Raw genomic sequence first — 18,736 nt, 5'->3', positions numbered from 1 at the left:
CACTATGTTCGATTATACCTGAGTATTATTTTTGCGTACCGATCCGGCTTAACAGCGCATAACCCACGCAGGCCACCAGGATCGAGTCCACCGAAGGAATGGTGGTCAGGGTAAACATCCCTTTTACCGTCATAAAACCCACCGCCGAGCCCGCAGCCCAGGCAACAAACGTCAGCAGCTTAATCTGCGGCTCCGCCGCCAGCACCGCTTCCTGATAACCATTGCGGCGATAGAGGAAGAAGTCGGCGATATAAATACCGGCCACCGGCGGTGTAGCGATTCCCAAGAACAGCAGGAACGGAATAAACCAGCTCATGATATCCATACTGCCGACAATCGCCGACAGCACGCCCAGCGCCAGGGTGATCTGCCATTTCGGGAAACGGGTCAGTAACGTTGAAACCACCAAGGTGCCCTGGAACATATTACCGGCGTTACCGGTGATGCAGGCAAACACCAGCAACAACGCCGCCGGTAATACCGAACCGAATACCGCCATCGCGGCCAGCAGCGACCCTTGCCCGCTCAATGCGCTCGGAGTGGCTCCCACCCAATACAGCAGTGGGTAAGCGATAAGGAAGGTGATCAACGCACCGATCAGCGCATGCTTGCGGTTATGCACGAAGCTGCCAAAGTCCGGCAAGGTGGCCACCAGCACAATGATCGTCCCCACCACGGTAGACACCGCCACGCCGATGTCCATACTGCCAGCGCGTTGTGCCAGTTCCACCTCGCCGTGCGTCGCCACATACAGGATATAACACAGTACCAGCGCGATAATCGGCACTGCGATCTGTGCTACTTTGCCCAGCACGGCAAAACCAAAGGCGGTGGACGCGACGAAAATACAGCACCCTACGGCCACCAGTAGCGGCGTTGGCAGATCCATACCACGCTGCGCCAGCAGATCGTGCACCGAATGACCGAACATATTGGCGGTCACCGCAATCCAGCCAAACAGGCTGATCGCCATCAGAATGTTGATAGCCACCGCGCCACGTTCGCCGAAGGGATACTTCACAATGCCGTAGGTCGGCAAACGGGCTTTTTCACCCACGCTGATGGTGATGGCGGCCAACACCGCCAGAATAATCCCCCCTAAGCCCACCACGGTGGTCAGCTCTGAACGGGATAGCTGGTTGCCGAGGCTGGAAGAAGAGAGCAACACCGGGGTGACCGCAATCCCCAGTAAGATCATCGCAATATGAAAGCCGGATGCGGTACTGACGCTTTCATCCGTTTTACGCATAAATTACTCCTATGGAGTTTTGTATCAGGAGGTCCCGCCAGCGCACATCAGTGCCACTGGCGGGGCATAGCCTGAAGAGCTAGAAACTCATTCTGTGAAAGTTTCACCGGTATACTGTCGCCAGCCGCCGCACTCGGTAATTTCCTTTTGCCCGGCCACCAGCCAAGGTTCCGCCAGTACGCCCAGCACTTCGTTGCCGTTGAGCAACTTCACTTTGCCGATCGACAGCCCAGCAGGTTCGCTCAACAACAGCGTCGCGAACGACGCCATCGGCAGCTCCCAGATTTCCAGCGCTACCGAAACGCCGCCTTCCATCACCCGGATCATGCCGGGGTGGCGATCGTTAATACTCCACAGCCGGTAGTGGGCATCGGTTTGATCTTCACGAACAAAAACCCCGCCTGCTGCGGTCATGTTGCCGTTCAGTTCCAGGCCGCGCATCAAGGTGCCATTCACAGCCACCAAAGTAGTCTGACTCATCGTGTTAATTCCTTAATTGTTATGACTTAATCCAAGTGCCGGTCTGGTGATTCAGTGCAGCCTTAATGGCTTGCGGGCTGGTGATTAGCCCCTGGCCGTTCTTGCCCTGCTGCTGACTGCGGGTGACAAAGCCCAAGATGGCTTCGACTTTCGGCTGCATGCTGCCAGCACCAAATTGCCCCTGTTGCAGTAATTCCTGCGCCTGTTCAATACTCAGCGTATCCAGCCACTGCTGCTGGGGAGTGCCAAAATTGATGGCAACCTGTTCAACGCCGGTTGGGATCATCAGCAGATCCGCACCGAGCTGTTCTGCCAGCAATGCCGAGGCGAGATCTTTGTCGATCACCGCTTCTACGCCTTGCAGTTGTTGGTGTTCATCGCGGATCACCGGGATCCCGCCGCCGCCACAGGCGATCACGATGCAGCCCTGGGCCAGCAGTTGGCCGATCACCTCACGTTCGATGATCTCCAGCGGCTCAGGGGAAGGCACCGTGCGGCGCCAGCCGCGGCCCGCGTCTTCCATCACCGTCCAGCCCAGCTTCTGCTGGCGCTCCAACGCCGTTTTCTGGTCGAAAAATGCCCCTACCGGCTTGCTCGGGTGCTGGAAGGCGGGATCATCAATGCTGACCAGAGTTTGCGTCACCAGCGCGACCACAGGGCGCTGAATCCCCCGGCGTTGCAGTTCGTTATTCAATGCCTTCTGGAACATGTAGCCAATCGCGCCCTGGGTATCGCCCACCGCGTAATCCAGCGGTACCGGTGCCACTTCTTCCGCCGCCAGCTCGGAACGGCGCAGGATAAACCCGACCTGCGGCCCGTTGCCGTGGGTCAGCACCAGATCCCAACCGGCTTCGATCATCTCGACAACGTGCCCGACGGTTTCCATCACCGCCTGATACTGATCGGGAATGCTGTTTTGCCGATCGTTCTGAATCAACGCGTTACCGCCAACGGCAACCACGGCTAAAGGTTTGCTCATGCTGTTTCTCCCGCTGGCAGTGACTGAGCCAATGCCTGAATGGCATCGACGAAACAAGGCATCGGCGCGGTGGTAATACCTGCGCCAATCTGCCCAACCCCTGCCTGTTTGTGGGCGATACCGGTATTGATCACCGGCAGGATCTGGCGATCGGCCACTTTACGCGCATCGATCCCCGCCGCCGTCGGCGCAAAGTTGAGCGCAGGCAGGGTAAAGGCCGGGTTAGCACCGACGGTAATCGCTTGCATACGGCGGCTGTTATTGGTGGCATCGGCCGGTGTACCGCCGACAAACTTGACGATGGCCGGTGATGACGCCATGGCAAAACCCCCCACGCCTGCGGTTTCTGTAATCGCGCTGTCGCCGAGATCGGCCGCCGCATCCTCCACGCCGTAACCGGGGAAGAACAGCCCTTCCACCGCGTTGGCCGGAGCCTGGAACCAGCGCTCGCCGGTGCCGGACAGGCGGATACCGAAATTAACGCCGTTGCGCGCCATCACGGTGACCATCGAGCTGTATGGCACGCCAGTCGCGGCATCCATCATCGCTTTACAGGCGGCCATCGACAGGTTGAGGAAGAAGTGATCGTTGCCGGTAATAAATGCCACTACGCTTTGCAGCGTTGCCAGCGGCAGGTTGCAGGCCAGCAACGCTGGCACCAGACGCTTAATCAGTAGCCCGGTCGCCGCGGCGTTACGGTTGTGAACCTCATCCCCCATGTGCAACGCCTGCGCCATCAGCGGTTTCAGTTCCAACTCGCCAATCTGACGCACGGCGGCTTTCAGCGCCGGTGCCAGTTCTTGCTGCATCCAACGCAGGCGCTGCAACACTTCTTCATTGTTGGCACCAAAGCGCAGCACTTTGCCCAGGCCTTCATTGAAGTTGCTGAACGCACGCTGGCCGTTGGTTTTGTTTTCAATCACCCACAGCGGCATGGACGGGCTGATAATCCCCGCCATTGGCCCAACCGCCTGATGATGGTGGCAGGGCTCCAGCTCTACCGCGCCTTCGGCGATCAGGCGCTCGGCGGCCTGATGGTCGGCAGCCCAGCCTTCAAACAGGATCGCGCCCACAATCGCCCCTTTCACCGGGCCACACATATCTGGCCAGGCAATCGGCGGGCCGGAGTGCAGGATCAGCTTGCGCTGGGCCATAGCAGCGATGGCTTCGGCAGCGCTCATCACATCAATCAGTACCGGCTGAGCGCTCAGGTAGCGTTCAAAAGCGATCTGGTTGGCCTGTTCGACCAACGGGTGGCGAATCAACTCAGCCAGATCCAGCCCGGCCTGCACGTCGCCCAAAGCGGGCGGTTGCCAGTTCAGCGCAACCACGTCGCCATTGGCCTGTTTCAGGTTGTCGGCAAAACCGGCCAGCCCGGCATTCACCACTTTCAGTGGCTGCTGGAATAATGGATTCATGCTTTTTCTCCGTTTTTCTCTGCCTGAATGCGGGCAACCAGACTGGCCCACATGGCCGCCTGAGCATTGCAACCGGCAACCAGTACGCCAGCCTGACGCAGGGCCGCGATCTGACGCGAACGTTGTTGTGGATCGGCCTCGGTGCCGCAGACATGGGCAATCAGCAACGGCCTGGATTGGTTATGGCTTTGGCTCAACAGGGCGAGCAGTTCGGTCGCTGGCTCAGCCGCCGCGCCATAGCCCAGCACCAGATCAAACAGCACCACGGCGGTATCAGCATCGTTCAGTTCCGCCACCACGCGCTGGTTGCGCAAAGTAGGGTCGATCATCGGGTGCGGCCTGCCACGGGTGAAATCGTCGTCGCCCATGTCGATCAGCGTATGACCTTGGCTACGCCAGATATCCGCCAGCTTGGTGTTACCCTTAACCGGCGTATTCGACGCCGCGCTAAACCCTTGCTGCTGGCACAGCAGTTGGCTTTCATAGCAGAAGGTGCCACCGGCAAATACGCCACGAATAGCGCGGCGAGTAGCTGGCAAGCAGACGCTGGCATTTTGCAGCATCTCGCGATCTTCCGCTGATATCGCGGTGACCGAGGCCGGTGATGGCGTGCCGTTAGCCAATGCCACCGCCAGCCCGGCGGCGTCTGCCAAGGTGGCTGCCGCCGTGATCCCAGGACGAGTGACCTCTTCCGGTGCAGCGCCCAGGAAGTTGACCACCACCGGTTTACCGCAGGCTTGTGCCTGTTCAAGAATACGTTCGGCCACCGGGCGCGCCGGGGGCTTGGAGATTAGTACGATCACCTGAGTCGCCGGATCGGCCGCCAGCGCCTGCAACCCATGCAGCATGGAGATACCGCCGATCTCTTCGTGCAGATCGTGGCCACCGGTGCCAATCGCCTGAGAAATCCCCGCTCCTAACTGGTCGATGCGGCAGGTCACTTCCTGTACGCCGGTGCCTGAAGCACCAACGATGCCGATTGCACCGGGCTTCACCACGTTGGCAAAACCCAGCGGCAGGCCGTTGATGATCGCGGTGCCGCAGTCCGGGCCCATCACCAAACGGTTTTTGCTCTGGGCCAGCAGTTTGATCTGCTTTTCCTGCTCCAGGCTGACGTTATCGCTGAACAGCATCACGTTCATATCCAGATGCAGGGCTTTAATCGCCTCGGCTGCCGCGTAATCACCGGGTACGGAGATCAGCGCCAGATTAATGTCAGGCTGTTGCTCGGCGGCCATTTCCAGGCTTACCCACTGTGGCGCGTGCACGCCTTCGCCGCTGCTTTCTGCGGGTTTGCTATTCAGGCGTTGATGCGCCAGCTCAAGCGCGGCAACGCAGGCCTCTTCTTCCCCGCGCACGGCAATGATCAGATCGTTTGGCCCGGCCTGACAGCCGTTATCCAAACCGGCATCGCGCAGTTGGGCCAGATTGGTGGCGGTTCCCATCACCACCGAGGCCTGTTCAATGCCGGGCAGTTGGCTGATTTGCGCCGAAATCTGCATCAGCGATACGGAATCCTGATAAAGATTGGCAAAAACTTTATGCATTACACTCATAGCGGTTACCTGTACGAGATCTGCCCACCGGTTGACAGCAGGCAAAAGGGTTCCCTGCTGAAAAAGGCTTTTCAGCATGTTGAAATTAATCGGTTCATCTTGCAGGGCTTAGAGCACGCTTCTTAACGTCCTCAGACCGTGTAACAACCCGGCCAAGCAATCCACGCCAGAAGAGGCGCCAAACTGCATCACCTGTTGCGCTGCCGCCTGGATCTGGGTGGCAGCCGCCTCGGTGTCCAACAACAGCATCAAGTCACAGATCGGTTGCGAGACGTGGCCTTCCAGCGCGCGCGCCAGATAATGGCGGCTGATGTCATTGGTGCGTGATAGCTGGCTGCCAATAATGCTGCGCAGCGTGGCGTCGTGCGTAGCGATGGCAGGGTGCTGCCGCCACGGCCACAGTGCCGTCAGATATCCCAATAAATAGTCATCGCCATCCGGCGTCAGCCCGCGTCCGAAGCCGATCAGCGCGGTGACTTCTGCCGTCAGTTGCGCGGGGCTATCGGTAATCTCCAGCTTTACCGCCCGCGCGGATGGCCCCATACCAGGCAGCAGTTGCAGATCGCTTTCAATCTGGTGTTGTTGGCAATATTGGCTCAGTTGGCTGGCAAGCAGGGAGTAATGACGCAATACGCTCGAAAGCAAAGGAGCAAACTCACCCGACAACCAGCGCTGTGGATGCCAGCAGGTACTGCGGTTCAGTACGATGCCCCAGCGTTCACTCTGCAAAGTGCCGCGATCGAACCGGACGCGCTGCCCTGCCTGCATGTGGTAACGCCAGTCCCAATTGCCAGGAAGCGCAATGCGGATCGCATCCGGCAGATTCTGGTTATCGCGGCTCAGGATCGAGAGCAAATAACCGTCGGGGTGGCGCAGGTTTAGCGAACGCTGAAAACCACTGTGTATATGAAGCTCATCCCCGTCTACCAACCTGCTGGCAGCCAGATAGCCCACAGAAAGCACCGGGAAAATCATTGGCTGCCCCATACCGCTTAGCTCTGCAAACCATCCACAATGGCGGAAGCATCGCTGACCCAGCCGAAGATAGCGCCCTGCGCTTTGATCATCTCCAGGGCGTATTTCTGGAATTCCGGGAAGTAAGAGCCGACGCAGTCCTGCGGAATAATGCATTCGTAGCCACGGTCATTGGCTTCGCGCACGGTGGTATTCACGCAAACCTCGGTGGTAACGCCGCACACGATCAGCGTCTTGATGCCGTGATTTTGCAGGATCAGATGCAGATCGGTCTGGTAGAACGCGCCTTTCCCCGGTTTGTCGATCACCGGTTCACCGGCCTGTGGGTAAAGTTCAGGAATGATGTCGTGGCCCGCTTCACCGCGCACCAGAATACGGCCCATCGGCCCATGAGTACCGATAAAGGTTTGCCCACCGCGCGTCAGTTTGGCTGGAGGACAATCGCTCAGATCGGCACGGTGGCCTTCGCGGGTATGAATCACCAATAGTCCCTGACGGCGCGCGGCGTCCAGCACCCGCTTGCAGGGCTCGATAGCGCTACGGACGAAAGAGACATCATTACCCAGCGCTTCACCAAAGCCGCCCGGTTCAACAAAGTCTTTTTGCATGTCGATCATTACCAGTGCGGTGCTGCCAATCTCAAACGGCAGGGCAAAAGGTTCTGCGTGAAAAGTTTTCTGTGTCATGAGCATCTCCTGATTCGTTATGTTTCGGCCTGAAGGCCGATAATCTTGAGGATCTGCGTTGAGTATAAGGAGCGCGGGGAGACATAACAGATAAACGATTTCGCGGGCAGCGACGAAAATTTTGCAGCGGGATAAATACCCATACAATAAATGTGAGATAACCAGAGGGCTGGCTTTCAGTTGCAATTAGATTGATGCAGCAACGAGGTTTGAATCGAAAAAATCGTTGATGGAATGTGAGCTGAGTCGCTGAGGCAGCGAGAGCGGGCGCAGCAGGCTGCGCCCAGACAAGTTACGACAGGAACATTTTGCGCAGGTAATGCGGCACTGCATCGTCGGCGTTAGAGCCGATCACTTCCAGATCCGGCAAGGTATCTTTCAGCCGCTGGTGAGCGCCACGCATGATGCAACCCTTGCCTGCCATCGCCAGCATTTCCAGATCGTTCATGCCATCGCCGAAGGCAATACACTCTTTCAACGAATAGCCGATAATCTTGGCCACTTCTTCCAGCGCGTGGCCTTTCGACACTCCGCCCGCCATCACTTCCAGGCAGGTCGGCAAGGAGAAGCTGACGTTGACCCGATCGCCCCAGCGCGCGTTGATGGCATCTTCCAATGGCTGCAATTTATCGTGATCGTCGCAGGTGAAGTACACCTTGCATACCCCGTCGGTTTCCAGCAGGCCCGGCTCAAACAGCTGATATTTAAAGACAGATTCGCGGAAAAACGCTTCCTGCTCTGGGCTTTCACGGTTCATGAACCAGTCGTCGTTGCGGTAGACGTTGGTCAGGATCTCCTGATTGTCATGCATCATGGTGTAGAGATCGTGGGCGATATCTTCGTCCAGATTATGGCTGAAGATCAGTTCACCTGCGGTGTTGTGCACCCGCGCACCGTTGGAGGTGATCATAAAGGCGCTGATACCGAGATTATCGCGGATCTGGGCAACGTCGATATGGTGGCGGCCGGTGGCGAAAACAAAGTGTACGCCGCGCTGCGTCAGCAGCTTCAGCGTCTCTTTGGCATAGGGTGTCAGGGTATGGTCAGGAGACAGCAGTGTGCCATCTAAATCGGAAGCGACGACGTGATACATAGCGATATGTTCTAACCTCTAGTGGTGTTTTCGGCAGCAGCAGCGCTACCTAAGTGCTGGGCAAAGAAGTGCAGGATTGCATTCAGTGCCTCGGCGCGCATCGCGTCCCGTTCGAACAGGATCTCATGGCGTGCGCCTTTGATAACCCACGGTTTACCCCCTTCACAAGGGTGCCCCGCGTCTGACATTGCCTGACAAAAAGCCGAATGGGAACGGTTGTCGACCACCCGATCCTCACCAGCCTGCAATAATAAAATCGGTGTGGTTATTTTAGCTGCCTGAGCAATGATCTGCCGCCCGGCATGAATACTTTCTCGTACCCAGTGATAGGTTGGCCCACCCACCTGGAGTTCAGGGTAATCGGCATAATAGCGCAAACTGCGGCGATAACGCTCGCGGCTGTGGGTCAAGGCATTCACCACATAGGGCAATGGCCGCCATTGGCCAGTACCGACGGCATAATAGTCACGCAGCGTCGGGCGCTTTTCCGCCCAGTTCAAAATACGATTCGCCATCCAGCCCGGCATCGGCAGGTAAATACCGAACATCGGCGCGCATAATGCTGCGGCGGCAAAAGCCTGGGGTTCACGCGCCAGAAACTGCGCCATGATTGCGCCGCCCATCGAGTGCGCCAAAGCCAGATGCTGTTGATAACCGTGCGGCAGCACTTCCTGATGGTAAAAACGGGCAAAATCGTCAACGTAATCGGCAAAGTTTACCACATGGCCACGGTGTGAATCTGCCAGCATGCGCCCCGAGCGCCCTTGGCCACGGTGATCGATAATCATCACGTCATAACCGCTGTGGAACAGATCGTAGGCCACTTCCGGGTACTTAATGTAGCTCTCGATACGCCCGGGGCTGACCACCACCACGCGCTGGTGCTGCGGTGAACTGAAGCGCACAAAACGGATCGGCACATCGCCCACGCCGAGGAACTCCCCCTCTTCACGCTGCCGCCAAAAATCCAGCAATGGCCCGGTAGCAAAAGCAGAAAACTGTTTTTCGCGGCTTAACCATTCAGTGGAACTGAAAGTGGATGACGTCATCGAATGCCTTTTCACGGGGGCTCAGGGATGTAAATGTGATCTCTAGCACAAGAAATAATACTAGCGTATTGTGACATAAATTGGCGTATTCAGGGAGCACTGCAATGACCTTAGACTGGTGGTTAACCTATCTGCTGACAACCATTATCCTCAGCCTCTCCCCCGGTTCAGGGGCGATTAACACCATGAGCACCGGTATCAGCCACGGCTACCGTGGTGCAGTGGCGTCGATCGCCGGATTGCAGGTCGGGCTCAGCCTGCATATCGTGCTGGTAGGGATTGGCCTCGGTGCAGTGGTTTCCCAGTCGTTGCTGGCGTTTGAACTGCTGAAATGGTTTGGTGCCGCCTATCTGGTATGGTTAGGCATTCAACAGTGGCGCGCCGCCGGTGCGCTGGATTTGCATACCTTGGCAGGCACCATGCCACGCCGCCGCCTGTTTCGCCGCGCGGTACTGGTGAATCTGACCAACCCGAAAAGCATTGTGTTCCTGGCCGCGCTGTTCCCGCAGTTTATCGTGCCCAATCAGCCGCAGGCCGAGCAATACGTGATACTGGGCGTTACCACGGTGGTGGTGGATATCTTTGTGATGATTGGCTATGCCACGCTGGCAACGCGCATTGCCAACTGGCTGAAGACTCCGCGCCAGATGCGCTTGCTGAACCGTATTTTTGGCTCGCTGTTTATTCTGGTGGCAGGATTGCTAGCAACGGCCAGAAAAGCCTGACAATTCAATACTAGGCGTTATGCAGGCCAGCGGGGATGCCGCCTCCCCGCTTCGACATTATTAGGCCGCTATTTAGCGGGTAAAAATCAGATGCAGGCCAAAACCGGTGAACAACACGCCCGCCACGCCATCGATCCACTTGGCTAAACGCTGATAACCCCGACGCATGGCCGGCAGCGCAAACACCACCGCCACCAGGCTGAACCAGACAAAGGTTTCGCCGGTGATCAACATGAATAACCCCCAGCGCGCACCGGCACCGACATCCTCACCGACAAACAGCGAGAACACGCTACCGAAGTAAATCACCGCTTTCGGGTTGGAAAGATTGGTCAATAAACCGCGGATAAAGCTGCGGCCCGCCTTCGGCAACACCACGGCGACTTCTTCCGTTGGCGTAGTTTGCGCATTCTGCGCGCGGGCAGAACGCAGCAGTTGCCAACCCATCCAGCACAGATACAGGCCACCACCCACCATAATAATCTGATGCAGCCAGGCCATTTTTTGCAGGATCAGGTTCAACCCCAGCAGCGCCACCCCGGCCCAGACCATAACGCCCAGCGAGATCCCGACCACGCCCATCATCGCCTCACGGCGCGAGCGGCTGACGGCGGTCTGCGAAACAAAAAAGAAATCCGGCCCCGGGCTCATCAGCGCAATCAAATGCACCATCGCCACGGTCAAAAATAATATCAGCATGATTGATCGTCCTTATTCATCGTCGTAAACGGTGCACCGAATGCTATTTTATTTGATGTTCTACGCAATGTTTCCCCACTCCTCGATCTTATTCAACCAGCGATTAAAACCTGGGCAGACCTGGCGTATCTTTGTAATGCCAATCGCCTCAGCAATTAATGGACCATGCTCTGTTTTGTTATAGGTACCCGGCGAAAAAGCTGTGAAGATGCGTTTAGAAGGCGCGGTATTGGGATGGTTGTTAATATCTTCTGGAGTAGCGAACTGTTGCCGGATTTCTATCAATTCGTTTCTCACCCTATCATCCCAGCCGTCCAGAACACAGCTGAACTGCTCAACGTCAGAAAACAGCAGAGCTTCAAATTCATGTAGCTGGACGTAAGGCAGAATGAAACTCGCGTTAAATCCCTTCGTCATTTTTTTCTGCATCCCGGCCAGGATATTCTGCTCTAACTGCGTGGCAGTTAGGCCAGCCGCGTCCTGAAAACCGTAGAAATCAACCAGAGTGGTAATGCGATCGGCCTCATAATACTGATGAGAGAGAAAATCGACCAACCTTTCCACAGTCACTCTACCACCGCGATGCCTTCCCGATGGAGCCTGCAAAATAGCCGGATAGACACTAACATTGCTGGCGAACAGATAAGGGGAAAGACACGTTTTGATAAACTCTACCTCTGTTTGCCCTTCACAAACAACGCAGACTCTGATCATAGAGAGCCTCCTATTGGAGACTTCAGCCAAATCTCCGATAGCAGGTAGTCATCGTCCAACCATTGCTGATATTGCTCTTTTGGCAGATTACGTAATGTAGTCGCTCCATCCTTAGCATCAGCAACAATGATATTCTCCAGACCAAAGCAATCCACCATATAAGGCGATTGGGTAGCAATGAACAATTGTCTTCTCTCAGAAACCCGCTTCATCATCTCTGATACCAGAGTGATCGCGTGTGGGTGCAGCCCCAATTCGGGTTCGTCAAAGAACAAAACATCTGGCAGGCGTTCGTCTGGTAAACTTAACAGAGTTAAAAGACAAAACAGACGCAGCGAACCATCGGAAGTCAGATGCGAACCGAACACTTTATCGCTATACCTACTTTTCCATCGTAACAGCACCTTACCTGCCACAGGCTCCAAAACAAAGTCATCCAACGTTGGGAAAACCCGTTGGATCTGCCGGATCAACTGCTCATATCGAGAGTGCGCATTTTCTTTTAAATCAAGCAATACTGCGGCTAAATTACCGCCGTCAGAACGCAAACGAACCGCATCAGAAACATCCCAACGCTGGTGAATCGCAGCGTTAGCGGAAGTATCATGAAACTGATAGGTGGAGCACTGCTTGAGCAATTGATAGATTGTCTTCGCCGTATTGTTGTTTTGACTGGGCAAAGCCGACTCTCTTCCGATGCTCTCCAAGCTGCTCCAACGTGCCTCTGTCGGCTTGCGGTTATCAGAATAGCGGTATGCCTCTTTGGTCAGCATTACCGTATCACCCGCTGAGAGATGAGCCATTTCGAAGGAGTAATCGTTAAACCCACTCCTGGTGCTGATGCGGATTTCTGCCGTAATCTGTGGCGTGGTACGGGAACCCATAAAAAACTGATCATCCCCGCCGCCTTGCCGGAGAACAAACTCCTGCAGTCTCTGTGCCCGCAACATCCATCCCAGCATCTCAAAAAAACGGATAAAACTGGATTTACCAACGCCATTGGCACCTATGAGCACGGTCAACTGGGGAAGTTGCAGTTTCTCGATGTTTGCCAAGCTGCGAAACCCCTTTATTGAAACTTCGGCAACCCTTCCCTGCAAGCGCTTTGTCGCATCTTGTGCACTCATTAACCGGCCCTCTGCTTATTTATTGATAGTGGACGCTACGGTCAAAAATAATATCAGCATGATTGATCGTCCTTATTCATCATCATCGTCGAGATGATCGCGGATCATCGCCATAAATGGCGCACCAAAACGCTCCAGTTTACGCTGACCGACACCGTTCACGCTCAGCAGTTCGCTGGCCTTGATCGGCATCTGTTCTGCCATCTCCAGCAGCGTGGCATCGTTAAAGACCACGTAGGGGGGGATGTTCTCTTCGTCGGCAATCGATTTACGCAGCTTGCGCAGTTTGGCAAACAGCTTGCGATCGTAATTGCCGCCGTAGGATTTCTGATTGGCACTGCTGCGCACCTTCAGGCTCTGAATACGCGGCACCGCCAAGGGTAGCTCTACTTCGCCGCGCAGCACCGGGCGCGCGGCCTCGGTCAGTTGCAGTGCCGAATACATCGCAATGTTCTGGCTGATAAAGCCCAGGTGAATCAACTGACGCAGCACGCTGGTCCAGTGTTCGGTGGTTTTATCGCGGCCAATGCCGTATACCGGCAGCTTTTCGTGGCCAAATTCGCGGATACGCTGGTTATTGGCACCGCGCAGCACTTCCACTACATAGCCGATACCGAAACGTTGCCCGACACGGCCAATCGCCGACAGCGCCTTGCGCGCATCTTCCAGCCCATCGTAACGCTTGGGGGGATCGAGGCAGATATCGCAGTTGCCGCAGGATTGCTGCTTGCCTTCGCCGAAGTAGTTCAGCAGCACCAGACGGCGGCAGGTTTGCGCTTCGGCAAACGCGCCCATGGCATTCAGCTTGTGGCGTTCGATATCCAGTTGCTGGCCTGCCGGTTTCTCTTCCAGGCAGCGGCGCAGCCAGGCCATATCGGCCGGGTCATACAGCAGGATTGCTTCCGCAGGCAGGCCATCACGCCCGGCGCGACCGGTTTCCTGATAATAAGATTCGATATTACGTGGAATATCAAAGTGTACGACAAAGCGCACGTTGGGTTTGTTGATGCCCATACCAAAGGCGACGGTCGCGACCACCACCTGCAAATCGTCACGCTGAAACGCTTCCTGCACCTGAGAACGGCGTTCGTTTTCCAGCCCGGCGTGATAGGCCGCCACGCTCAAGCCACGGCTTTGCAAACGGGCGGTGGTGTCTTCTACCTTGGCGCGGCTGTTGCAGTAAATAATGCCGCTCTTACCGCGCTGATCCTGCACAAAACGCCACAGTTGATCGAGCGGTTTAAATTTCTCTACCAGCGTGTAACGGATATTCGGGCGGTCAAAGCTGCTGATCTGGATCAGCGGATCCTGCAACGCCAGCAGGCGCACAATATCACTGCGCGTGGCGTCATCGGCCGTGGCCGTCAGCGCCAAGACCGGCATCGCCGGGAAGCGTTGTTTCAATTGGCCAAGGGCGCGGTATTCAGGGCGGAAGTCATGGCCCCACTGGGAAATACAGTGCGCTTCGTCCACCGCCAGCAGCGCGGGCGGGCAGTGTTGCAGCAGATCGAAGAAGCTGTCCATCATCAAGCGCTCGGGGGCGATGTACAGCAGCTTGATCTTGCCGCTGCGGCAACCGGCCATCACTTCCAGTTGCTGTTCGCGCGTTTGCGTCGAGTTATAGCAGGCGGCAGAAACGCCATAAGCGAGAAGCTGATCGACCTGATCTTTCATCAGCGAGATCAGCGGGGAGACCACCAGCGTCAGCCCGTCCATCACCAGCGCCGGGATTTGGTAGCACAACGATTTACCACCGCCGGTAGGCATCACCACCAGGCAATCCTGCCCGCCGATGGCGGCGTTGATAATCGTTTGTTGGCCCGGACGGAACTGCTGGTAGCCGAAGGTATCGCGCAATACCTGTTCTGCCAGCAATTCTCTGTTTATCACTGCTGCGGTTGACACATACTTCCCCATTTTTACACTACGGCGATGCCCATGGGCACCGCTATTTGAACGGCAAAATTACATAATATCGTTAAGCATGACACCAACGCCAAACCGTGTCTGCTGGAAGTTGTAATCAATCATTGATTCACCGTAACCGCTGAACAGTTGGGTATAGAAACGCACATGGCTGGTGATCGGATAGCTCCAACCCAGTTTTGCGCCGCCGTACCCGGTGTTCCAGTTGTAGTGGCCATCAACGCTGAACACGCTTTCACGCCAGGCATAGCCCACTTTCAGGCGGTAATAACCCATGTATTTGGTGATATCCGGGTTGTCGTCATTACTGTCGCTTTCTGAAAAACGGAACCAGGGTTTGACTTCTACCTGCCAGTCACCGCTTTGCGCCATCAAACGAGCATAGCCACGGTTCCAACTGCGGGAAGTGGGATCTTCGCGCCCGTTGGATTCATGGTTGATACCCACTTCGATATCACGCAGCGTCCAGCCAGCAAATTGGTAATCCGTTGCCCAGCCGAGGAAAATCTGCGGTTCATAGTTGGTTTCACGGAATGGGGCTGATTCTTCATGGTTGGAGAGCTGCCACCAGGAACGTTGGGTGTAAGATGCCCCCAGCAGCGAATTCTCACCGGCAATCCCCTTCCAGATCGGGAAAGCCAGGCTGAGTTGGAATTTCACCTCATCCTTGTTGGCATTCTTAGCCCAGCTATAGGATTCAATGGCTTCCTTATTGAGGTCGCTGGTTTCGGTATAGATCAAATAGTTGGGTTCATACGCATAAAAGGTGAATGGCCCGTCATAATTCTGCAGCATGCCGGAAATAATGCTGCCACGCACCAAACCTGCTTGCTTCTTGGCCTCATCAGCCTGCACCACCGTTGGCGCTAACAGCATCGCCATAACAACCCCAGACAGAACACGCATGATTTTCATCACTCCAGAAAGATTAGGAAAAGACCTGAAATAAAAGCAGGCCATTTTACACACAAAGAATCATTTACCGCACTAGGAATACGTCAACGGGATAAACCTGGAAAGCAACAAAAAATAAGCATAAAATCCACAAGTGATTAACCTGGACTGACCAGTTAGCCCAGTCACAACAGTTAAGAAGAAAGGAACTATGTCGCATACACTACTCACCCTAGAAGCCGCACGCCAGAAAATAGGCGAGATCTTTGTCTACCACATGCCGTTTAACCGTGAGCTGGGGCTAGAACTACGCCGCTTCGACGACGACATTGTCGAACTCACCTTTACCAATCAGCCTAAACTGGTGGGCAATGCCGCGCAGAATATCCTGCATGGCGGCGTGATCGCCTCGGTTCTGGATGTAGCCGCCGGATTGGTCTGCGTCGGCAGCGTGCTGATGCGCCAGGATCCACTGATCGAAGAAGAGCTGGCTTCGCGCCTCTCGCGCATGGGCACCATCGATTTACGCGTTGACTATCTGCGCCCTGGCCGTGGCGAGCATTTTACTGCCTCCGCCAGCGTGCTGCGCAGCGGCAACAAAGTGGCAGTCGCCCGCGTTGAGCTGCACAACCACGATGGTTTACATATCGCCAGTGCCACCGCCACTTATCTGGTGGGATAAGTTCTAAATTGTGTCCCGTAATGACGGGACACAACCTGCCCTCTTCAAGTAAAATCGCCGCATCTTCTTTTCCCCACCCGGTAACTGTCATGGATGTGAAACAAACGCGGCAGGGCATTCTTTTTGCTCTGGCCGCTTACTTTATTTGGGGTATTGCCCCGGCCTATTTCAAGCTGATCCAGCAGGTGCCTGCCGACGAGATCCTCACCCATCGGGTGATCTGGTCATTTTTCTTTATGCTGTTATTGGTGTCATTGGGGCATCACTGGCCGCAGGTGCGCGCCGCTTGCAAGAACCGCAAACGGCTGCTGTTGCTGGCGGTAACAGCACTGCTGGTGGGCGGCAACTGGCTGCTGTTTATCTGGGCGGTGAATAACCATCATATGCTGGAAGCCAGCCTGGGCTATTTTATCAATCCGCTGGTCAACGTTCTGCTGGGGATGCTGTTTCTCGGCGAGCGTTTCCGCCGCATGCAATGGGTGGCCGTCACGCTGGCGTTTACCGGGGTGCTGCTACAGCTGTGGCAATTCGGTTCCCTGCCAATCATCGCGCTGGGTTTGGCCTTCAGCTTTGCTTTCTACGGCCTGCTGCGCAAGAAAATTGCCATTGATGCACAAACCGGCATGCTGATCGAAACCCTGTGGCTGTTGCCGGTGGCCGCGATCTACCTATTCTTCATCGCCGACAGCCCAACCAGCCACCTGAGCGCCAACCCTTGGTCGCTGAACCTGTTGCTGGCCGCCGCCGGGGTGGTGACGACGGTGCCGCTGTTGTTCTTTACCGCAGCGGCGACCCGCCTGCGCCTCTCCACCCTCGGGTTCTTCCAATATCTGGGGCCAACGCTGATGTTCCTGCTGGCCGTCACCTTCTATGATGAAACCATTGGCCGGGACAAACTGGTCACCTTTGGCTTTATCTGGGCTGCGCTGCTGCTGTTCACTTTGGATGCGCTCTACAACCAACGCAAGCGGCGTTAACTCAGCGCTGCCGGGCTTGCTGCGGTTTTTTGGGATTCTGCTCAAGAGTGGGTGAAAGCCGGGTAATAAGCCGCGCCATCGCCGGGCCGGTGAGCAGGATGGTGAACAAACGCAGCGTCTGCATTGCCATCACAAATGACATATCCACCCGGCTGCCTGCGGCAATAATGGCCACGGTATCCAGCCCGCCTGGGCTGGTTGCCAGATAGGCCGTCAGCAGATCGACCGAGAGAAACTGCGTCAACAGCCAGGCCAGCCCGCCGCAAAACAGCATCAGCCCGATGATTGACACCATCATCTGCGGCAAGGTGCGCAACGCCAGCAAAAATATCGGCCGGGTAAAACGCAAGCCAACGCTCCAGCCAATCAGCGTGTATGCCAGCGCCAGTAACCACTCCGGCACCTGCAGCGTCATGGTGCCAGTGGCATGAAACGCCGCACCGATAATCATCGGTAGCATCAGCGAACCAGAAGGAATGCGCAGGCGTGGGCCCAACCAGCAACCTGCGGCGGCAATCGCCAAAGTACCGAAAAAGCGCCAGTCAAGCGGTGGGAACCACACCAGGTTGACACTGCCGTGCCCAGCTTCATCACCCAAGCCGATGCGTGCCACCATCGCCGCCGCGGTGGCGACAAACAGTACGCGCAGATACTGCATAAACGCCACCAGCCGAACATCCGCCCCGTAATCCCCCGCCATCGCCACCATGGCAGATGCGCCGCCGGGGGAAGATCCCCATGCACCGGTCGAACCGGGTAAATCACTGAAGCGCACCAAGCACCAGCCCGAGAGACCACTGGCCATCAGCGTTGCGATCAACACCAGCAGCACCAGCGGCCAGTCAGCCAGCAGAGGGGTGATAATGGCAGGGGAAATACTTTGGGCAATCATGCAGCCTAACACCGCCTGCGAGGCAATAAAAAAGGGTTCGGGAATGCGTACTGAAGCACCGAGCAACCCCATAGCGACACCGACAATCATCGGCCCCAGCAGCAATGCGGCGGGAATGTGGAAGACCTGCAAGCCAAAACCCAACACCAGCGAAGCCAGTAACAGGATCAACCATTGAACTAAAGGGGGGAAACGCTCCATCAAAACCCATGCCTTACGGACTGCTAAATAAGGGCAGTATTCTACCCTTATTTAGCAGGCTAAAGAGTACAGATTTTGTCACTATGACTACACCTGCTCTTAACGGGTACTGCAACCTTGAGGAATAAATGGCGTCTGTCTATGATGCTCAGTTAATGAACAGGGAGAGTCAAATTGGCTGAACAACCATTAACGCCATTGGGTGAGCCTGCCTTAAGAAAGGCAAAACAAATCAAGGAAGATAAATACAGAGAGTTTACTGCACATGTTTGCGATTCAAGCTGAGGCGATAGCGTCCCACTATAACAGCAGCATCCAAGCTGCTGTAGAAGGCGTTCAGCCGATAAAAACTGTTGTCACTGCTGTCAAAAAACCCATTCTTTGTGCTGAAATGGGGATTGAATCGTGGGCGCA

General features: G+C 55.8%; 18 protein-coding genes. 3 read left to right on the top strand and 15 right to left on the bottom strand.

What is annotated here, in order from left to right; translation table 11 throughout:
* Positions 1 to 25: 25 nt before the first annotated feature.
* From ACX1CU_RS01270 to pldB, 9 genes are all read right to left on the bottom strand, one after another.
* The gene (locus ACX1CU_RS01270) at positions 26 to 1,249 is read right to left on the bottom strand and encodes a cytosine permease (protein WP_459400860.1); all 1,224 of its coding nucleotides are present in this window, start codon (positions 1,247 to 1,249) and stop codon (positions 26 to 28) included.
* A gap of 87 nt (positions 1,250 to 1,336) precedes the next feature.
* Positions 1,337 to 1,729, bottom strand: coding sequence for an allophanate hydrolase-related protein (locus ACX1CU_RS01265; RefSeq protein WP_459400859.1), 393 nt, complete (start codon positions 1,727 to 1,729; stop codon positions 1,337 to 1,339).
* Between the two features lie 19 nt (positions 1,730 to 1,748).
* Positions 1,749 to 2,708 (bottom strand): carbamate kinase, encoded by a 960-nt coding sequence (gene arcC, locus ACX1CU_RS01260; protein WP_459400858.1) that lies wholly within the window; start codon positions 2,706 to 2,708, stop codon positions 1,749 to 1,751.
* Positions 2,705 to 4,126: a YlbE family protein gene (locus ACX1CU_RS01255; RefSeq protein ID WP_459400857.1), complete on the bottom strand. Its 1,422-nt coding sequence runs from the start codon at positions 4,124 to 4,126 to the stop codon at positions 2,705 to 2,707. The genes arcC and ACX1CU_RS01255 overlap by 4 nt, the downstream gene beginning before the upstream one ends.
* Positions 4,123 to 5,682, bottom strand: a complete 1,560-nt coding sequence (gene fdrA / locus ACX1CU_RS01250; RefSeq protein WP_459400856.1) for an acyl-CoA synthetase FdrA — start codon at positions 5,680 to 5,682, stop codon at positions 4,123 to 4,125. Before fdrA ends, ACX1CU_RS01255 begins: the two co-directional genes overlap by 4 nt.
* Positions 5,683 to 5,790: 108 nt before the next feature.
* Positions 5,791 to 6,657 carry an oxamate carbamoyltransferase subunit AllH family protein gene (locus ACX1CU_RS01245; RefSeq protein WP_459400855.1) on the bottom strand — a complete coding sequence of 289 codons (867 nt, stop codon included), beginning with the start codon at positions 6,655 to 6,657 and terminating at the stop codon, positions 5,791 to 5,793.
* Between the two features lie 17 nt (positions 6,658 to 6,674).
* Entirely contained in the window at positions 6,675 to 7,343 is a 669-nt protein-coding gene (locus ACX1CU_RS01240; protein ID WP_459400854.1) for a cysteine hydrolase family protein, read from the bottom strand.
* A 292-nt stretch (positions 7,344 to 7,635) separates the two neighbouring features.
* The gene (gene yigL / locus ACX1CU_RS01235) at positions 7,636 to 8,436 is read right to left on the bottom strand and encodes a sugar/pyridoxal phosphate phosphatase YigL (RefSeq protein ID WP_459400853.1); all 801 of its coding nucleotides are present in this window, start codon (positions 8,434 to 8,436) and stop codon (positions 7,636 to 7,638) included.
* 11 nt (positions 8,437 to 8,447) lie between these two features.
* The gene (gene pldB / locus ACX1CU_RS01230) at positions 8,448 to 9,485 is read right to left on the bottom strand and encodes a lysophospholipase L2 (RefSeq protein WP_459400852.1); all 1,038 of its coding nucleotides are present in this window, start codon (positions 9,483 to 9,485) and stop codon (positions 8,448 to 8,450) included.
* Positions 9,486 to 9,589: 104 nt separating this feature from the next.
* On the opposite strand from pldB, the gene rhtB reads away from it, so the two are divergent.
* The gene (gene rhtB / locus ACX1CU_RS01225) at positions 9,590 to 10,210 is read left to right on the top strand and encodes a homoserine/homoserine lactone efflux protein (protein WP_459400851.1); all 621 of its coding nucleotides are present in this window, start codon (positions 9,590 to 9,592) and stop codon (positions 10,208 to 10,210) included.
* 72 nt (positions 10,211 to 10,282) lie between these two features.
* Here rhtB and rhtC read toward each other — a convergent pair whose 3' ends face one another.
* The 5 genes from rhtC to pldA form a co-directional block, all read right to left on the bottom strand.
* Entirely contained in the window at positions 10,283 to 10,909 is a 627-nt protein-coding gene (gene rhtC, locus ACX1CU_RS01220; protein ID WP_459400850.1) for a threonine export protein RhtC, read from the bottom strand.
* A 60-nt stretch (positions 10,910 to 10,969) separates the two neighbouring features.
* Positions 10,970 to 11,623 carry a DUF4276 family protein gene (locus tag ACX1CU_RS01215; protein WP_459400849.1) on the bottom strand — a complete coding sequence of 218 codons (654 nt, stop codon included), beginning with the start codon at positions 11,621 to 11,623 and terminating at the stop codon, positions 10,970 to 10,972.
* On the bottom strand, positions 11,620 to 12,750 hold the full coding sequence (locus tag ACX1CU_RS01210; RefSeq protein ID WP_459400848.1) for an AAA family ATPase: 1,131 nt from the start codon (positions 12,748 to 12,750) through the stop codon (positions 11,620 to 11,622). The genes ACX1CU_RS01215 and ACX1CU_RS01210 overlap by 4 nt, the downstream gene beginning before the upstream one ends.
* Positions 12,751 to 12,822: 72 nt before the next feature.
* Positions 12,823 to 14,655 carry an ATP-dependent DNA helicase RecQ gene (gene recQ / locus ACX1CU_RS01205; protein WP_459400847.1) on the bottom strand — a complete coding sequence of 611 codons (1,833 nt, stop codon included), beginning with the start codon at positions 14,653 to 14,655 and terminating at the stop codon, positions 12,823 to 12,825.
* A gap of 60 nt (positions 14,656 to 14,715) precedes the next feature.
* Complete coding sequence (gene pldA / locus ACX1CU_RS01200; RefSeq protein WP_459400846.1) at positions 14,716 to 15,582, bottom strand: phospholipase A; 867 nt, start codon at positions 15,580 to 15,582, stop codon at positions 14,716 to 14,718.
* Positions 15,583 to 15,781: 199 nt separating this feature from the next.
* Between pldA and ACX1CU_RS01195 the strand changes: the two genes are divergently transcribed.
* Both ACX1CU_RS01195 and rarD read left to right on the top strand, forming a co-directional pair.
* The gene (locus tag ACX1CU_RS01195; protein WP_459400845.1) at positions 15,782 to 16,252 is read left to right on the top strand and encodes a thioesterase family protein; all 471 of its coding nucleotides are present in this window, start codon (positions 15,782 to 15,784) and stop codon (positions 16,250 to 16,252) included.
* Positions 16,253 to 16,341: 89 nt separating this feature from the next.
* A complete protein-coding gene (rarD, locus tag ACX1CU_RS01190; RefSeq protein ID WP_459400844.1) occupies positions 16,342 to 17,229 on the top strand; it encodes an EamA family transporter RarD in 888 nt (295 codons plus the stop codon).
* A gap of 1 nt (position 17,230) precedes the next feature.
* Here rarD and ACX1CU_RS01185 read toward each other — a convergent pair whose 3' ends face one another.
* Positions 17,231 to 18,322 carry an AbrB family transcriptional regulator gene (locus tag ACX1CU_RS01185; RefSeq protein WP_459400843.1) on the bottom strand — a complete coding sequence of 364 codons (1,092 nt, stop codon included), beginning with the start codon at positions 18,320 to 18,322 and terminating at the stop codon, positions 17,231 to 17,233.
* Between the last annotated feature and the right edge of the window lie 414 nt (positions 18,323 to 18,736).

It is taken from the genome of Serratia sp. D1N4 (genome assembly GCF_054552755.1).
Note: the sequence above shows the minus strand (reverse complement) of the source record. Positions and strands in the feature narration are given on the sequence as shown.

Excerpts from the sequence above, each read along its gene's own strand:
- ACX1CU_RS01270 (WP_459400860.1), bottom strand. The coding sequence starts at position 1,249 with ATGCGTAAAACGGATGAAAGCGTCAGTACCGCATCCGGCTTTCATATT.
- ACX1CU_RS01265 (WP_459400859.1), bottom strand. The coding sequence starts at position 1,729 with ATGAGTCAGACTACTTTGGTGGCTGTGAATGGCACCTTGATGCGCGGC.
- arcC (WP_459400858.1), bottom strand. The coding sequence starts at position 2,708 with ATGAGCAAACCTTTAGCCGTGGTTGCCGTTGGCGGTAACGCGTTGATT.
- ACX1CU_RS01255 (WP_459400857.1), bottom strand. The coding sequence starts at position 4,126 with ATGAATCCATTATTCCAGCAGCCACTGAAAGTGGTGAATGCCGGGCTG.
- fdrA (WP_459400856.1), bottom strand. The coding sequence starts at position 5,682 with ATGAGTGTAATGCATAAAGTTTTTGCCAATCTTTATCAGGATTCCGTA.
- ACX1CU_RS01245 (WP_459400855.1), bottom strand. The coding sequence starts at position 6,657 with ATGATTTTCCCGGTGCTTTCTGTGGGCTATCTGGCTGCCAGCAGGTTG.
- ACX1CU_RS01240 (WP_459400854.1), bottom strand. The coding sequence starts at position 7,343 with ATGACACAGAAAACTTTTCACGCAGAACCTTTTGCCCTGCCGTTTGAG.
- yigL (WP_459400853.1), bottom strand. The coding sequence starts at position 8,436 with ATGTATCACGTCGTCGCTTCCGATTTAGATGGCACACTGCTGTCTCCT.
- pldB (WP_459400852.1), bottom strand. The coding sequence starts at position 9,485 with ATGACGTCATCCACTTTCAGTTCCACTGAATGGTTAAGCCGCGAAAAA.
- rhtB (WP_459400851.1), top strand. The coding sequence starts at position 9,590 with ATGACCTTAGACTGGTGGTTAACCTATCTGCTGACAACCATTATCCTC.
- rhtC (WP_459400850.1), bottom strand. The coding sequence starts at position 10,909 with ATGCTGATATTATTTTTGACCGTGGCGATGGTGCATTTGATTGCGCTG.
- ACX1CU_RS01215 (WP_459400849.1), bottom strand. The coding sequence starts at position 11,623 with ATGATCAGAGTCTGCGTTGTTTGTGAAGGGCAAACAGAGGTAGAGTTT.
- ACX1CU_RS01210 (WP_459400848.1), bottom strand. The coding sequence starts at position 12,750 with ATGAGTGCACAAGATGCGACAAAGCGCTTGCAGGGAAGGGTTGCCGAA.
- pldA (WP_459400846.1), bottom strand. The coding sequence starts at position 15,582 with ATGCGTGTTCTGTCTGGGGTTGTTATGGCGATGCTGTTAGCGCCAACG.
- ACX1CU_RS01195 (WP_459400845.1), top strand. The coding sequence starts at position 15,782 with ATGTCGCATACACTACTCACCCTAGAAGCCGCACGCCAGAAAATAGGC.
- rarD (WP_459400844.1), top strand. The coding sequence starts at position 16,342 with ATGGATGTGAAACAAACGCGGCAGGGCATTCTTTTTGCTCTGGCCGCT.
- ACX1CU_RS01185 (WP_459400843.1), bottom strand. The coding sequence starts at position 18,322 with ATGGAGCGTTTCCCCCCTTTAGTTCAATGGTTGATCCTGTTACTGGCT.